General features: G+C 48.8%; 13 protein-coding genes and 1 riboswitch. Of the genes, 3 read left to right on the top strand and 10 right to left on the bottom strand.

The window, feature by feature from the left end; translation table 11 throughout:
• Window positions 1-6 precede the first annotated feature (6 nt).
• Complete coding sequence (locus tag G451_RS0102825; protein WP_027183081.1) at window positions 7-495, bottom strand: DUF2867 domain-containing protein; 489 nt, start codon at window positions 493-495, stop codon at window positions 7-9.
• A gap of 170 nt (window positions 496-665) precedes the next feature.
• On the opposite strand from G451_RS0102825, the gene G451_RS0102820 reads away from it, so the two are divergent.
• On the top strand, window positions 666-1,223 hold the full coding sequence (locus G451_RS0102820; protein WP_027183080.1) for a LemA family protein: 558 nt from the start codon (window positions 666-668) through the stop codon (window positions 1,221-1,223).
• Between the two features lie 23 nt (window positions 1,224-1,246).
• The gene (locus G451_RS0102815) at window positions 1,247-3,151 is read left to right on the top strand and encodes a DUF2207 domain-containing protein (protein WP_027183079.1); all 1,905 of its coding nucleotides are present in this window, start codon (window positions 1,247-1,249) and stop codon (window positions 3,149-3,151) included.
• A gap of 112 nt (window positions 3,152-3,263) precedes the next feature.
• On the opposite strand, the gene G451_RS0102810 is transcribed toward G451_RS0102815, so the two are convergent.
• The 3 genes from G451_RS0102810 to G451_RS34010 form a co-directional block, all read right to left on the bottom strand.
• Complete coding sequence (locus G451_RS0102810; RefSeq protein WP_084448329.1) at window positions 3,264-4,256, bottom strand: acyltransferase family protein; 993 nt, start codon at window positions 4,254-4,256, stop codon at window positions 3,264-3,266.
• A gap of 304 nt (window positions 4,257-4,560) precedes the next feature.
• The gene (metE, locus tag G451_RS0102800; RefSeq protein WP_027183076.1) at window positions 4,561-6,834 is read right to left on the bottom strand and encodes a 5-methyltetrahydropteroyltriglutamate--homocysteine S-methyltransferase; all 2,274 of its coding nucleotides are present in this window, start codon (window positions 6,832-6,834) and stop codon (window positions 4,561-4,563) included.
• 162 nt (window positions 6,835-6,996) lie between these two features.
• Window positions 6,997-7,216: riboswitch (cobalamin riboswitch) on the bottom strand.
• Between the two features lie 166 nt (window positions 7,217-7,382).
• Window positions 7,383-7,865 carry a hypothetical protein gene (locus G451_RS34010; RefSeq protein WP_156921481.1) on the bottom strand — a complete coding sequence of 161 codons (483 nt, stop codon included), beginning with the start codon at window positions 7,863-7,865 and terminating at the stop codon, window positions 7,383-7,385.
• Between the two features lie 697 nt (window positions 7,866-8,562).
• On the opposite strand from G451_RS34010, the gene G451_RS0102790 reads away from it, so the two are divergent.
• Window positions 8,563-9,444: a glycosyltransferase 61 family protein gene (locus G451_RS0102790; protein ID WP_027183074.1), complete on the top strand. Its 882-nt coding sequence runs from the start codon at window positions 8,563-8,565 to the stop codon at window positions 9,442-9,444.
• Between the two features lie 213 nt (window positions 9,445-9,657).
• Here the strand turns inward: G451_RS0102790 and G451_RS0102785 are convergent, their stop codons facing one another.
• From G451_RS0102785 to aspS, 6 genes are all read right to left on the bottom strand, one after another.
• Window positions 9,658-10,638, bottom strand: a complete 981-nt coding sequence (locus G451_RS0102785; RefSeq protein ID WP_027183073.1) for a sensor histidine kinase — start codon at window positions 10,636-10,638, stop codon at window positions 9,658-9,660.
• 411 nt (window positions 10,639-11,049) lie between these two features.
• Window positions 11,050-12,399, bottom strand: coding sequence for a transcription antitermination factor NusB (locus G451_RS0102780; RefSeq protein WP_027183072.1), 1,350 nt, complete (start codon window positions 12,397-12,399; stop codon window positions 11,050-11,052).
• A 73-nt stretch (window positions 12,400-12,472) separates the two neighbouring features.
• Window positions 12,473-13,273, bottom strand: coding sequence for a DUF116 domain-containing protein (locus G451_RS27170; protein ID WP_051261137.1), 801 nt, complete (start codon window positions 13,271-13,273; stop codon window positions 12,473-12,475).
• A gap of 393 nt (window positions 13,274-13,666) precedes the next feature.
• Entirely contained in the window at window positions 13,667-14,704 is a 1,038-nt protein-coding gene (gene fmt, locus G451_RS0102765; RefSeq protein WP_084448327.1) for a methionyl-tRNA formyltransferase, read from the bottom strand.
• Window positions 14,659-15,189: a peptide deformylase gene (gene def, locus G451_RS0102760; protein ID WP_027183070.1), complete on the bottom strand. Its 531-nt coding sequence runs from the start codon at window positions 15,187-15,189 to the stop codon at window positions 14,659-14,661. Before def ends, fmt begins: the two co-directional genes overlap by 46 nt.
• Before the next feature lie 6 nt (window positions 15,190-15,195).
• Window positions 15,196-17,019 (bottom strand): aspartate--tRNA ligase, encoded by a 1,824-nt coding sequence (gene aspS, locus G451_RS0102755; protein WP_027183069.1) that lies wholly within the window; start codon window positions 17,017-17,019, stop codon window positions 15,196-15,198.
• Window positions 17,020-17,073: the final 54 nt, after the last annotated feature.

Genomic DNA, 17,073 nt, shown 5'->3' with positions numbered 1-17,073 from the left:
GATTTTCTACCGGCCGACTCGCACGGCTGCGGCCATGGCCGTGGTGAGAACAAGATGGTGAAATGGTCGCACGATCTGGAAATAGAGTCGGCCGGTGGGTCTCAAGAATGTTACAAACGTCCCCACATCGAAGCGGGTATCTGTTTGTTGTTGTGATGCAACAACCACGATGTGCGCTATCAAATTCTTGTCTTCGGTTTTCCCGATCCAATAGCTATCGTACGCAGCCTCCACGACCCTAAATGGTCCCAACTGTTCGCCAGGTGTCATCGGAGCATGGCTCCGAGAAAAGGTTCCGGTCATCGTCGGAAGCCGAATGCCAAGAATTCCTGCAACAATTGCTCGAAACGCATACATTGATTGCAACCAGACCGGTCGATATTGCAACAAACTGACCACGAAACGATCTAATGGCATGCGACCACAAACAGATTTCCAATCCACATAATCGGTGTCCTGAGACAACATCGTCACAAGAGGAATTTGCTCATGCATGGCCGGGCTCCATGTGTTTTCCGCACTATGTAAAAAAGACCTCAAAATCAGCGTATTATAAATAACGCCGCTGCAGAGCAACCGTTTTTTCTTTTGGCAGCTTGCGCCCTTTCGACATTCATGATTTTGTCATGTTCTCTTTATGAACCTAATCATCAAAGGAGACTCCCATGACGGCCCTCTATATTGTTCTTGTACTCGTGGTACTTGGCGTCATTTATGCCGTGTCGCTCTACAACGGACTTGTTCGCAAACGAAATATCGCGTCGGAAGCGGAAAGCGGCATCGATGTCCAACTCAAACGACGCCACGATCTCATTCCGAACCTTGTGGAAACGGTGAAAGGCTATGCCGGGCATGAAAAATCCGTTCTTACGGATGTCACCATGCTACGTGCACAAAGCATGCAAGCCACTGGCATGAAAGAAAAAGCCGGGCTGGAAGCGGCGCTCACCCGGTCAATCGGCAATTTGTTTGCCGTGGCCGAAAACTATCCCGACCTCAAAGCCAACCAGAACTTCCAGCAGTTACAAACCGATCTCACGGCTATTGAAAACGAAATCCAGTTGGCGCGACGATTCTACAACGGCGCTGTCCGCGACTACAACACCGCCATTCAATCATTTCCCGCCATGCTTGTGGCCGGTTCGCTCGGATTTGCTCCTCGTGAATTCTTTGAACTTGAAGACAAAGGCGATCGTCAAACCCCGACGGTCAACTTCTCCTGATTATTCAACGCAAGGAGACACCCATGCCACGCCTACTCCGTCCCCTCGCCCTCCTCGTGTTTCTTGCTCTTTCCGCCTGGATCGCTACGGCCCAGGCGGCCGAGGTCATCACCCGCTTTGACAGCGACATTCAGGTCTACACCGATGCCAGCCTCAAAGTACGCGAATCCATTACGGTTATTGCCGAGGGCAATAAAATTAAACGGGGAATTTATCGTGACTTCCCCACCCGATACACAAACGCTTCAGGGCAAAGTATCGTGGTGCCGTTCCATGTTGAATCCGTTACTTGCAACGGCAAGCCGGAACCGTATGTTGTGCAGGACCTGTCCAACGGTAAACGTATTCGCATCGGGCAGAAAGACGTCATCCTCTCGCCCGGCACATACACCTACGTCATTACGTATACGACCGGCAGACAAATCGGCTACTTCGCCGATCATGACGAACTGTATTGGAATGTCACCGGCAATGGTTGGGGCTTTCCCATCAAACAGGCACAAGCCACCCTCACCCTCCCGCCAGCTGCCAACATCTCTGATGTCACCGGATATACCGGTCCTCAAGGCTCGCGGGAGTCGAATTTAACAGATCATACCACGTCGCCCCATACAGCGGTTTTCACCACGACGGAACCGCTCGCTCCGGGTGAAGGCATGACGATTGTGGCCGCCTGGCAAAAAGGCGTTGTACACCAACCTGATGCCGCCGAAGAAGCACGCATGATGTTTTGGGATAACGCCGACCTGTATATTCTGGCTGGCGGTGTATTGCTTGTCTTTCTCTACTACATCTTCATCTGGTGGCGAGTTGGTCGCGACCCTCGGGCTGGTACGATTGTTCCACTCTTTGCACCACCAAAGGGAATTTCTCCGGCAGCAGCGCGCTTCGTCATGCGCATGGGATTCGATGACACCTGTTATAGTGCGGCCATCATTGATGCCGCCGTGAAAGGATGTCTACGCATAGTGCAAGAAGACAAAAAGACCTACAGCTTGGTCCGGACGAATACGAACGAATCAACTTTATCTCCGGGCGAAACCGCGGTCATGCGTGCGCTGTTTTCTCTTTCTGATACGATTGAACTCAAGCAAGACAATCATCAATCCATCCGAAAAGCCCGAAAAAATCTTCAACGCAGTCTGGTCAAAGAGTTCGAAAACGCGTTCTTCGTCACCAATATCACACAGTTTGCGGTCGGGATCGGTCTCAGCCTCGCGATTGTCATCCTGGCACTTATTTTTGGTGATATGGAACGCCTTATGCCAACTCTCATCATGGCGTTTTTTCTGTGTGTTTTCGGCACAGTTGCCGTCAGCATGCTGCGACGCTTTGCCGGATTAAAAATTATCCAGAAAATGCTAACTGTTATCATACTCCCACTCATGCTCATCGGTTTTGCCGTCCCAGTGATTGCACTCATGATGGAAATGGCAACGGGAATCTTGTGGCTTGAACCGGCGTCCATGGCGTCTCTTGTTCTCCTCAACCTTACCTTCTTTCATCTCCTGAAAGCACCGACGGGGCTCGGGAGAACGTTCATGGATCAACTGGAAGGATTCAAGATGTTCCTCGACATTGGCGAAAAAGAACGCCTTGCCACCCTCTATCCACCCAAAATTACGCCTGAACTTTTCGAGCAGTTCCTCCCCTATGCGCTGGCGCTGGGCGTTGAGCAAGCCTGGGGTGAGAAATTCAACAATGCCATGATCGAAGCTGGTGTTGAACCGACCAGTTACGTTCCAATCTGGTACGTTGGTCCATACTGGCATCATGGAACCGATATCGGTGGCTTCTCCTCATCGTTAAGCACTGGCCTGACGTCCTCGGTCATGGCATCGTCCGTCGCTCCGGGTTCGTCCTCCGGATTCGGCGGTGGTGGCTTCTCCGGCGGTGGTGGAGGCGGTGGCGGTGGTGGAGGCTGGTAAGCGAACTATCAGTCAACAACACGGAAAAGAATCAACGTGCCTTTCGAGCTCAAGAGAACTCCCTTGGGCTCGAAAGACCGCAATATGCAGACAGCAGTACATACAAACGATTTTATACCGGGGGAAGCGCACTTGATGACGTCGTCATTTGGGAAGCTTGACGAATAAGTATGTGGTGCATGAACACCGTACACGCTCGATAAACTGCAATTGTTGGGAAGAGCAAAAGCAATGCTACCAAGAACAGAAACATGCTTGAATGGACATATTTTTCAAGGAAGTACAAAAAAAGCGGATGCAGAATATATATATGCAAAGAATATTGTGGAGATATCGAAAAGAACAATACTTTCTGTATGAATCCATTCAATCCAAATAGAAACATGCCTACAGCAAATGGTATTGTCACAACAAGAAATTGATGCCGTATCGCGTCGGAAGAATAGTGTTGAAGAGCATAGTATGCCTCGGCATACTGAAATCCAATTCCAACAAGAACAAAGAGGACAGTATAGTATAATTTCATGCTATACACATCGTATCGAGATAAAACCATCCCGATATAGAGAAATGGAATCGACAAAAGATACTTCGTCATATTAAACGTTATTGGTGTATCAATACGGCATACCATACAAAAATCAGTAGAAACACATGCAACGAGGATAATACAGGAAAGAGGAAGAAAGAGATCGTCCCATCCAAGGCGCTTCACACTATAAATAACGGCGACACCGATAATCAATGATGAAAGATACCACAGGTGGAACCACGTTCCAATATACAAAACTTTCATAGAAAGTATTCGCGAGAGCCCATCCCAACCTCTGTCCCACACAACAAGCGGTGCATAGAGACACGAAGCAAGAACAAACAGTATAAGAATTCTCACAAGGAACTTTGGTGCTCTCTCAACAACACTTCCATTCCTTTGCAAAAAATATCCGGAAACAATAAAAAAAAACGGCACAGCCCAGCGGAATAACAAACGAATATTCACACTCCATTCAGGAGGAAGCTCGCTGAAATGACCGACATGTGTTGCGACGACACTCAGAGCAGCCAAAAGCTTCACAAGCTCTAAAGACATCACGCGCTTACTCATACAACCTCTGAATGAAATATTTTTTTCAATACGTCATACCGATAAATGGCAGGAAATTTCTATCAGGAAAACCATGAATTTTTCAAAAAAATCCATTTTGCAATGAAAATATACTTGGAAGGGGAAATGAATATGAATTTACCAGCTCATCATGAAGGGAGATACAAGACGACAATACATTTTATACTATTCGTCAAAGCACGATGTGAATTCTTGGTCATGCAGAAAAACCGTGAGCAACACACCGTATAACAACGAAGTTACACGCCAAAAACTTGTGTTGCTCACGGCACTATGCTTCCTCTTAAATCATGGAGCCACGTACAATTCGTGCCGCCTCAACCATATTCTTAAGTGCAGCATGCGCCTCGCTCCAACCTCGAGTTTTCAAACCGCAATCCGGATTTACCCAAAGCCGTTGTACAGGAATAACAGCGATTGCGCGTCGCAATAAGCCTTCCATTTCTGCAACGCCAGGGACACGAGGACTATGAATATCATAGACTCCAGGACCAATCTCATTGGGGTATTGAAATTCGCGAAACGCTTCGAGCAACTCCATACCACTTCGGCTCGCTTCAATACTGATAACATCAGCATCCATCTCAACAATTGCACCGAGAATTTCATTGAATTCTGCGTAGCACATGTGGGTGTGGATCTGCGTTCCATCGTCCACACCATTGGCTGCAAGGCGGAAGCAATCCACGGCCCACCGCAGATACTCCGCCTTGTCCTCATCGCGAAGCGGTAACCCCTCACGAAGAGCCGGCTCATCAATCTGAATGATATCAACTCCCGAACGTTCTAAATCATGCACTTCATCCCGAATAGCAAAGGCAATCTGAGTACATGTCATGCTTCTGGGCTGATCGTCGCGTACAAAACTCCAGCAAAGTATCGTCACCGGCCCCGTGAGCATCCCTTTCATGGGCTTTTGTGTCAGGGATCGAGCATATCGTGTCCATTCTACGGTCATGGGAGCAGGACGGCTCACATCACCAAAGATAACAGGTGGTTTCACACATCGACTTCCGTAACTCTGCACCCAGCCGTTCTTGGTAAAACAAAATCCATCCAATTGCTCACCGAAATACTCGACCATATCGTTGCGCTCCGGCTCTCCGTGAACCAACACGTCCAGGCCGATTTCTTCCTGCTTCTCAACGACATCTTTAATGAAGCCGCGCATTGTCTCCGTGTATTCCTCAACCGAAAGCGCTCCTTTCTTCCATTGGCTCCGCGTCGCCCGAATCTCTGTCGTTTGCGGAAAAGACCCGATGGTTGTCGTCGGGAGCAAGGGCAAACCATGGAGTGCACGCTGCACGGTCCGGCGTTGGTCGTAAGGGGTATGGCGACACAACATATCAGGCGTCATATTTTCCACTCGTTGACGAACAATATCGTTTCGAATGGAAGTCGAATTTCTCCGAGCTTCCCAAGCGTCGGCATTCTCCTTCAGTAACACGGGATCGCCATGGCCGCGTACTGCATCGGCAATCATCCGTACTTCCCGGCATTTTTGCAGTGCAAAAGCCATCCAATTTTTTACTTCAGCAGGTAAGGCCGTTTCTTCATCCAGATCCACCGGCGTGTGAAGCAAAGAGCACGATGGCGCAATCATAACCCGATCCAGTCCAACAACAGACACGGCAGTCTCACAAAGCGTTATCGCTTTCTGTGCATCAACCCGCCAAATATTGCGCCCATCGACAACGCCAAGCGAAAGGCACGTTTGAGGGGCAAGTTCGGGAAGCATGAATTCCAATTGTTCAGGCGCTCGTACGCAATCCAGATGGAGTGCATCAATTTCAAGTTGCGAAACAAACGATCGATTATGGGAAATAGCACCAAAATAGGTGGACAACATCACCTTGGCTGGACGTGCCTGCTGCAGGATGTTCATGTAGGCTTGACGAAATTGTGGAACCAATTCCTGGGGAAGGTTCAGGGCAAGCACCGGTTCATCGAGCTGTATCCACTCGCAGACAGAACTCAAACGATGAATGATCTCGGAATAGACGTCGAGCAGCCCGGGAAGCAGCGACATAGTGTCAAAAGGACTGCCTACGGCTTTGCCGAGTCGAAGAAAGGTAAACGGTCCAGGAAGAACCGCTTTGACGCGCTTGTGCTCAACCCGCGCTTCTTCAATTTCGTGGAAAAGCTTTTCGCAAGAGAGTGAGAAAATCTGATTTTGAGTAAATTCCGGGACAATATAGTGATAATTCGTATCAAACCACTTGGTCATTTCCATCGCGGTCATGCCACGTTCACTCTCTCCTCGAGCCATGGCAAAATACGTATCCAACTCCACCGATTCACCATTCCAACCATACCGTTCAGGAATGCACCCGACCATGGCGGCGGTATCCAGCATACTGTCATACAGAGAAAAGTCACCGACGGTGATGATGTCAATCCCCGCATCACGCTGTTCTTTCCAGTGCGTTATGCGAAGTTCTTTACATGTCGCTGTGAGATCTGCAGCAGTTCTCTCACCTCTCCAAAACGACTCCACAGCCTTCTTCAGTTCACGATGGCGTCCAATTCGCGGGAAGCCGAGCGTATGCGTCAGCATGCGTGACACTCCTTCAAATGCAAGGTTGAGTGTTTCACTCGGGCGCATCACGCAAACAAAAAACCCGTTTCCAGATAAAAGGAAACGGGCCGAAAAAGGATACACACCACGTCACAACAGTGTAACGCGAGGTACTCCGATTCCGGCCTTATTCGCGAGGCCCGAATGCATGCCTTGTCGGGGCGTCTTCCGGCTTCTGGGGGGAGACGAAATATTTCGTCTCAGCTCTGGAGGCAAATCCTTCCCGGAATGTATCCAGTGGTTTTGCCAAGCACCCTTATCCAGTTACGGCAGCGCGTCTGCGACGGATTTTCACCGTCTTCCGTTTCCCAACAGGCAAATATATACCAATGTATTGCGTCCCTCTAACGGACGCGGTGAAGGCTGTCAATTTGATCCTTCATCGAGAAGAATCAACGGTGGAGATTGTCTGGGGAAGACATGAACAACCGACAAGACAAGACTTCCCCTTCTTTCTCAACAGAGGCAACAGGTACAAAGCATCGGAGAGCTACACAGCACTTTCGATTTTATCGTTATGTTATATTTTACATTGCATTTCGATAATTTGGTAACCAAGAAGACGTCATACACGTTTGGCGTATCTTTGTGAGTTCGGCTTCATGCAAATCAACGCACAAAATGTGTGCGTGACGTGATGAATTGGCAAATTTCTTTTTAAAGGTAAAAACACCATCGCCGTTTGCTCCAGAAGGAGCACCTCCAAACCACACCTCTTTGTCTCCGAAAAAATGAATCGCTTGGTCGAATAATAAATATGTTCCGAAATCCTTCATAACGTGCTCATCCACTAAAAAACTATGCGCGTGCCAGCTTTGACCGCCAATGTCTGAGAAGAACAGGAAAACACCAGCAAGCGTTCCTGTATCGCGTCGTCGCAAAGCGAAACAAGCAGTACTTTCAGGATGATCACCAAAAGTTGTTATCAATCGCGCAAAATGATGCTCGTCGGGAGATGAGAACTCATGAATAGAACGAAGTTTTTTCAACCGAGATTGCCAGCTGAACATGACAAAATGTTCTGGAAGAAGCGTTTCGCGCTGAACAACGAATATCCGATCTGCATGTGTCAAACGACGACGAGTTCTTCGTGAGTAGAATTCGCGGCTAGATTGCTGCTTGGGACAGTGCCCCAAATGCGTCTTCAATACACGAAACTCAGCGTTGAATCGCTTGCGTATCGAGGACATAGCGGTATCAATCTTCCTCTCATCGATATCGGGCCGGATAACCGCAGTAAATGTGAGTGGGGAGAAACTTCCCATATCTCGTATGGCCTGAAGCTGCTCCAAGGAAGGAAGCGCTTGATAAGGCCAACTTCCCCAAGCATCCCAATAGTCAAGCTCGAAGCGACGCAACAAAAATGCCCCTGCCTCCGTATCCTTTGGTAGACCAAGCCAACCAAGTGTGTTTACATACCGTGGAGTATCAAATACGAGCATGCTCTTTCCACTCAAATTATTAGGACAAAGCGCAATCTTAAAACGAAACAACACAAAAACAATGTTAATAGTCTAATGAAATTCAACTTCTATTCAAAATAGCACTATATTATAATAAATCAAACGGACCATACCCATATAAAACAACACATTTCGATATCAATTGGGCCAAGATACACAACAACATTGTAATTATAAATCACCAATGCTCAGCCTATAACTGAAAACATTGACTTTACAGCATTATAAACTTAATTTTATAGATATGAAGACACCTTCTTACGCGACAAATCTTTGCTCGAAAAATGTTCAGAAATTGAACTTCTTATACGATACAAGCCCGCCCTTTGGTGCAAAAGAACATTTCTTTCACTTTCTGCACGGTTATGTAATTCCTGCCTTGCATTGGTGCCATGAGGTACAATGTCGACATGTCAGTTTTGAAGACTGTGGGCCCCTCATGAATCCCAAACTTGCCGAAGCCTGCCAGCTCGCCTCCCTTGACTGTAGTCCCTTGATGCACGTTGCTACGCAAGAGCAAGATTCTTCCACTCAGTGCATCATCCCGCGTTGGGATGTACAACTCATTCGCTTTGATGGGGCAAATCAGACACCGAGTGAAATAAGCATGTTCCGCTCAAAGACGGCATACATACTTCAGTTCATGCTGGATCGTGCCCAAGAAGTATGCAAGAAACAAGGAACCCTCGAACAATGGCAGCAAATAGATATACTCGTGCTCAGAAGATCGCCAGATCATCCCTATTATGCTCCCGGAGGAAAAGTAAAGTTTCCGAAGTATGGCAGAGGGCGGCGTGCACTCCTCAACACCTTAGACATTGCGAATCATCTTGCCAAATCTGGATATTCTGTCAAAGAAGTTGACATGGGGAAGCTTCCGCTTTGGGAACAAATTATAGCCTTTCACAATGCATCCAGCGTTATCGGTGCAAGAGGCGCTGAGTTTGCTCACCTGTTTTGGATGCGGCCTGGTGCGACAGCCGTGATGTTTGCAACTCCCACCGCCAAAGAAAATAACGCCTCCAGGTCCTTATCTGAAATATTTAATCTCCGTTTCATCTCACCCAAGGTCGAGAGCAATTTCTTTTCAGTCGAACCAGAAGAAATTCGTGCTTACTTGCCATAAATTGAACTGAAACTGCCCCTTACCGGCTATCTGCAACCGTCTTCGCTATACGCTCTCTCTTATGCAGAGGCATTTCTCGATTTCAAGAATTGAAAAGCTCTCGTTTTACCAAGTCAATACAGGAGGATGAAAGAAAACGCGGAGTTTTTGGGTAAGGAGGTACACGCGGAAAACATGATAGAAAAACGCACACATTGCGTTTTCCTTTTGTTCTTACGGCTTCGAAACAGGCAGTGTTACGCGAAACGTTGAGCCCTTCCCGACTGTACTCGTCAGAATGAGTTCCCCGTGAAGAACATTCACAAGCTCTTTCACAAGGCTTAGCCCTAACCCTATTCCTTCATTTTTACGGGTCGAAGAACCATCGAGTTGCCTGAATGGTTCAAAAATTTGCGCCTGATCCGCTGCAGAAATGCCTGGACCAGTATCTTCAACTTCAAGGATCAATTGCCCGTCTTTCTCGGATTCAGGCTGATACGAAAGACGAATAAACACATGGCCATTATCGGTAAACTTAACGGCATTCTCTCCAAGATTAAGCACAATATGACGAATTCCACTTTCTAGCCCGACAAGCATGTCCGGTGTCTCCATAACCGGAGGTGGCATAGACAAGCCTTTTGCTTCCGCCTGTGGCAAAACCATAGAATGGACGGTTGAAATCACCGCTTGAGGATCAAATTCAGAAAACGCATCGAATACACGAGTTTTTCCCATACGCACGAAAAACAATACATCATCAATGAGTTGGTCTAAATCTCTTCCCCGTTGCAAAGCAAGATCAACAAGCTGTTTCGTATCATCTGTCCCCCCTTCTTCATCTTTGAGAATCGTTAAAATACCGAGCACGCCATTCAGTGGTGTACGCAATTCATGACAAACAACGGACATGAACTGTTCCTTCATCTTCAAGGCGTCCTGTGCTCTTTCTTCCGCGGCTAACGCCGCCTTCTCAGCTTGCTCACGCTTGATTATCTCACGCCGAAGATCGCGAAGGCGTCGAGTGATAAAAATAATGAAACACAAGAGGAAGACAGGAAAACTGAGTAAAATATCATCGAGGTTCCACGATTCATGCTGTCGGCTGAAGACATGAAACTGCTCGAAAAAATTCGATGTTCCCAACAAAACAAGGGAAAGAAAAGCAATACCTAAAAGGATGCAACCTTCAATGATTATTGATTTGTTCCTCATATACGACAACCTTGAAGCGCTCCTGTCGGCATGTACGCACACACAGTAACACGAAGGAAAATTCATACCTAAAATATCCTGCTGCCGCACATATACCATAACCATTGATTACAATATATATCTAATCACTATTCTTCCATAATAAAAACATGAGAATGACTCCACTCAAAGAATCAATCCCATAATCGGCTCTCTCCAAAGAGAAAAATGTGAAAGTCCGTGGAAGATCCTCAGAATATCTCCAACTTCTCACGCATTAGACAGGTATTTTCAAATGAGCGCAAAGCAATACCAAAAACAACCAATTTTATATTTTTATACCTCTTGCGTACAAATCATGGCGTTTTCATACATATCACAATGAATACATGTCAGATATAAGAACAAATACAACGGGTGTGTTCGAATTGTTTACATTTTCTCAATCAACGCAGCGTAAAAAAACTCGTTCAATTGGGATTCAGGATCGGGGAGTTTTTGAAGGAGGAGTTTTGCCCCAGGGGTTCGTTCAATAAACGACGCCACCTGGTCTTGGTTTTCAACGGGCAAAATGGTGCAGGTCAGGTAGGCCAGACGGCCTCCTTTGGGAAGAGCAGCAAAGGCATTGTCGAGGATAGCAGCCTGAGTTTTGATAACCTTTTTCAGGTCTGCGCGTGAACGTTTCCATTTCCCGTCAGGCCGGCGCGCCACCACACCGAGTCCGGAACAGGGAACATCCAAAAGAATGGTTTTCACATCACGCTTCAGGGGATACGGCGCATCGGCTCGTGCGACGAACCGAGGAGGTTGAGGGAGGCCAAGACGTTTTGCTTCGTTTACAATCCGCCCGAGCCGGGTCGTATGGACATCGGCACACCAGAGTTCAAGATCGGTTGTTTCCATGAGATAGAAACTTTTTCCCCCGCTCCCTGCACATGCATCCAATACCGGTCCCTGCCAATGATCCGGGAACAGGGCGGCCAGAGCAGCCTGCGATGCCGCGGATTGACGGCTCACCAAGCCACGCGCCAATGCACTCTCAAAACCGGGGCCAAGTTGCGTAATGTCCGCAGCTCCTGGCGCCATCGCAATGGTTGGAAAATGGGCGTAGACACATTCCGGTTGGCTTGCGAGGAGTTTGTAATATGACCTCGCACCGGAAGCATTTCCGTTAATACGCAATCCAAGGGGTGCTTCATTCGTTTGAGCGGCAAGAAAGGCTTCGATTTTCGGGCCGTATGCATCGAGCATCACCTTAACAAGCCAATCAGGCCAGGAATACAATCGGCTGAGAAATGTTTTGAGCGATGCCTTCACTCGATAGAAGTCTGGATCCAACAGGCTGGTACGTTCACGGCATACACGACGTAATACGGCGTTGGCCACCCCACCTTGCGAGCCACCCCACTTTGCTTTGATCCAACTGACAGCCCAGTCCACTGAAGCATACTCGGGGATACGGTCGAGCAGTAGAATTTCATACACCGCCATCCCCATGAGCATCATGACTTCCGGTTCAATACGATCGGGAGAGCGCAAAAACGTGCGCAACACGAACTCAATGCGCCCTTTATGCCGACAATACCCGTATGCAACCTGTGTAGCCAATCCGGCATCGGCGGGGTTCATATTCGCTGAGGACAATACCTGATCGACAGCAGCCTGAATATCCTGTGCAGGCCGTTGTGCTCCTGTTATCCATGGAAAAACAAGAACGAGTATGTCGCGAGCGGCGCGGCGAGCCGGAGGAACAGGTTGACGAGGGAAAAAATCGTGCGACATGACGGTCCTTTACGCTTCAGAAACGGTATACTGGTTTTCGAATCCGGAGCGGAGCGTACCGGACCCGCATCTGCTACGATGCGTGTGTGCCCGACGTATCTTCGTCTTTCACGAAGAGATCAATGGCGTGTTCCAAATTCATGATGGAAACGAGCGTGTCAAGGCACGGTCCATGCGGTCGGTCATTCAATACTCCAAACACCGGAATGGGGTACGTATCCTGGATACCGCTGGATAAATCGCGTTCACATGCAACGGCCAGAATAATTCTTGGCCGTTTTTGCACAACAATACGTCGCGCAATGGTTCCGCCTGTGGCAATAGCAATTTCCACACCTCGCCGTTCAGCCAAGTCGATCAAACCATCAATGGGACACTTTCCACACCGTTTGCACTTGTTGATATCATAGGTCAAACGAACGCCACATGTGCTGCTTTGCAGGCAATGCGGCAAGAGCATGAGAATTTTTTTTGCCGGTGCTTTAATACCTTCTGTAGCGACAAGCTCATTATTGACCTTAATAAAGGAATTGCGGATTTTTTCCTTGTTAATCCCGACGAGTCGGCCGAGCAGGATCATCACAGGAAGAAACAGTTTGATAGTCAGTCCACGCAATCGCTTGGTAAAAGGCAAACTCTTGCCCAAAGCGACACTCAACGACAGACCGATGCCACTCCATAAGACAAGAAGAATCAGTGCACCGACAAGAACACCAAGGCCCCATGGAGCCGCCGGATGCAGATTAGCCAATCCGATGACTGGCACATACCACAGTAAAAACAGACAGATACAGACAATGACGGACGTTCCCGTAATCAGTCCGATAAAAAGCCGTTTGCGGGAATCCTCAGAATGCTCCAACATCGCCTCCATTTTTGGCCTCCGGTGGCCAGAGAGAGAGAGGAGAAGAGAGAAGAAACCCTTTTTGAGGAGTGGGTTCATCCCTCTTCTCCTCTCCTCTGTTCCCCTTCTCCACAAACTTTTTCAACGGGGAGAGGAGAAGACGGCCGGAGTGTGACCAGTTGGATATCTTTACACGGGTGTTGGAATCAGATCATGCCGATTCCATCTCGCTTTTGTTACTCCAGATTCAAACATATAGGCATCAATTCGATATTGCATAGAGCCGACATCCCACATGCCACAGAGTTTCATGGATCGAAGCATGGTTGTGCTACGCTCAATTTATGTGACTCTGTTGAGGCGCCTGGAAAGCATGACTCTCCTTCGTCGCCGGAGACATAGGCAGCTCAAATGCATGCCGCCTCAAGCGTGAGAACCCTCATTGTCAGACAAGGCTTCCGGCCCACATGCGGCTTGACCGTCACATTTGGCAAGATATCCACAAAAGAATGCCTTGGCATCTTGATGCTTCTTCCCGGCAGGTCGCACTCCGGGCAGCAGGTAGCTTCTATCAGCGCAGGCAATGGCAAGCGCATTGTCCACCATTCCCAAGACTTGGCCAGGCGGGACATCTTCCGCCAAGGGCTCGCCGGGCACGCCGACATCAGCAATAAGACGCACCGGTTTAGACTGACCAGGAATATTCATGAAGAAAAAAGGCCCCGGTTTTGGTGACATGGCGCGAATCCGATTATGAATATTCTGCGCCGTGTCGGACCAGTCGATCTCGGCTTCGGATTTTTCAATTTTGGCTGCATGGGTGGCCAAACCATGATCTTGAGGCAACTCTTTGAGTGTTCCAAGCGAAAGCCGATTGAGAGCATCGACCAGGAGGCGGCCACCGAGATCTGCCAAGTCATCATGAAGCTGACCGGCAGTTTCATCACGGCCGATCCCCATGGCACGTTGGAGTAAAATCGGTCCGGTGTCCATTGAAGCTTCCATACGCATAATCGTGACCCCCGTAACGGTTTCACCATCAAGAATAACGCGTTGGATAGGGGCAGCTCCACGATATTTGGGCAGAAGCGATGTATGGACATTGATCGGCATCAGTCGGGGGATGTCGAGCACAGCCTGAGGAAGAATAAGACCATACGCGGCCACAAGAAGCACATCCGGAGCAAGTGCGGCCAGTTCGTCGATCGCTTCTTGAGACTTGAAATTTACAGGCTGATAACAGGGAAGACCATGCTCCAATGCCAGCTTCTTGACCTCTGAAGGCTGACATTTCTGCCCGCGTCCGCACGGACGGTCGGGCTGCGTATAGACGGCTGTTATATTGACGACATCATCATCCAGGAGCCGTTGCAAAATTGCGGCGGCAATCCCTGGAGTTCCCATAAATACGGCATTTAATCGTTGCTGGACGTCGTGTTCTGTTCTTTCTTCTTGGCCCATTTTTTCACTTTCTTGTCGTAGAGCGAACGTTTGAGACGGCTTATATGATCAATAAAAAGAACACCGTCGAGATGATCAAGTTCATGTTGAAGGCAAATCGCCAAGAGACCATCGGCGTCAATTTCCATGAGGTTGCCATCCAAATCCGTGGCGCGCACTTTGACCTTCTCGGCACGCTGCACCACACTGCGATAATTGGTGACACTCAGGCAGCCTTCTTCAAATTCGGTTTCGCCTTCTTTCTCAACAATAACCGGATTGACGAGAACATGCAGGTCCTCGCGTTTTTCCGGTCCGCTGAGATCGATAACGACAAGCCGGCACGATTCACCAACTTGGGGAGCGGCAAGGCCGATCCCTTCGTTGGTATACATGATTTCGGCCATTTCCTCAGCCAGAGCACGAAGCTCGGGGGTGACTTCCTCAATGGCCGAGCATTTCTCGGCCAATCGAGGATCTGGATACTTTACAAGCGATCTTGGCATGTTGAACTAATCGTCTTTTTTGGGCTTCTCGCGCAATTTAATGCCCAATTCGCGAAGTTGACGAGACGAGACTTCGCCCGGCGCTTCGGTCATAAGGCAGGTTGCTTTCTGTGTTTTGGGGAAGGCGATGACGTCGCGAATCGATTTCGCCCCGCACAGAATCATAATAAGGCGATCCAATCCAAAGGCAATCCCACCATGTGGGGGTGCACCGAATTCCAGGGCGGACAAGAGAAAGCCGAATTTAGATTCAGCCTCTTCATCGCTGATGCCGAGCGCGCTGAACATCTTTCTCTGCATCTCGATATTGTGGTTACGAATGGAACCACCACCGATTTCGTAGCCGTTGAGAACGATATCGTAAGCTCGCGCTTTGGCGTTGTCCGGAGCGGACATCATAATATCGGCATGACCTTCGGCCACCTGGGTAAACGGATGGTGACGGGCAACATGGCGTTTTTCTTCGGGATCGTATTCGAACAACGGAAAGTCCGTGATCCAAACCGGTGCGAAGGACGATTCATCGATAAGCTCGAATCGTTCGCCCATTTTGATACGCAAGTTCCCCAAGGCCGCATTGACCATTTCCGGGGCACCGGCTTGAAAAAAGACGATATCACCGGGAACAAGCCCCATGCGGTCGCGAATACCATCACGTTCGGCCTGGCTGAAAAATTTGACAATGGGCGACTGCCAATCGTCTTCTTTGATCTTGATCCAGGCAAGTCCTTTGGCACCATAGATGGAAACGAATTCCGTCAGGTCGTCGATTTCCTTGCGGGAGAGAACACCGCCGCCGGGAACACGCATCCCTTTGACCATTTCCGCCTTGGCAAAGACCTTGAAGTCGGAGCCACGCATGATGTCGGTAATTTCGACAAGCTTGAGATCGAAACGAATATCGGGCTTGTCGAGGCCATAATCGCGCATGGCATCGTCAAAGGTTATACGCGGAAACGGATCGGGCAGTTCTTTGCCCAATGTTTCACGGAAAAGAGTCCGTACCATGCCTTCCGCCATGCCCATGACTTGTTCTTCGTCGACAAACGACATTTCGATATCAATCTGCGTAAATTCAGGCTGACGATCGGCACGCAAGTCTTCATCGCGAAAACATTTGCAGATTTGATAGTAGCGTTCCATGCCGGAGACCATCAGCATCTGCTTGAAGAGCTGCGGCGACTGGGGCAGGGCATAAAACTCACCCTGATTGAGACGGCTCGGCACCAAAAAGTCACGAGCACCTTCGGGCGTGCTCTTGGTCAGAACAGGCGTCTCAATTTCAAGAAAATTGAGGCCATCAAGATAACGACGCACCGACTGCGCCACACGGTTACGCAGGATGAAGTTGGCAGCAAGCTTGGGCCGGCGCAAATCGAGATAGCGATGCTTCAACCGCAAGGCCTCGGAAGCTTCGACACGGTCTTCCACGGTAAACGGAGGAGTGGAGGAGGTATTGAGCAACTTCCAGTCGCTGACTTCGACTTCGATTTCCCCGGTCTTCATACTGGGGTTCAGCATGCCTTCAGGACGAGAGCGGACAACCCCCTTGATGGCAATAACGTATTCCACACGCAAAACGTGAGCACGCTCGTGCGCCGAAACATTTTCATCAGGGGAGAAGACGACTTGAGTGAGACCTTCGCGATCACGCAGGTCGATAAAAATGAGCCCACCATGGTCACGGCGAAACTGCACCCAGCCCATGAGGCAGACTTCCGTATCAATATCGGCTGCGGTTAACTGACAGCACGTATGTGTTCTTCGCCAATCACCCAACGCATCGAGAGTGCGCAATTCAGCCTTTTCTTCCATATTAATATCTACCATGAAACGTCCTTTTCCGAGAAATTTTCCGCGAAGTCGCTTGAGGGATGAAAAAAA

Source organism: Desulfovibrio inopinatus DSM 10711, assembly GCF_000429305.1.
Taxonomy (GTDB): domain Bacteria; phylum Desulfobacterota; class Desulfovibrionia; order Desulfovibrionales; family Desulfovibrionaceae; genus Alteridesulfovibrio; species Alteridesulfovibrio inopinatus.
This window is presented reverse-complemented; position numbering and strand designations above follow the sequence as displayed.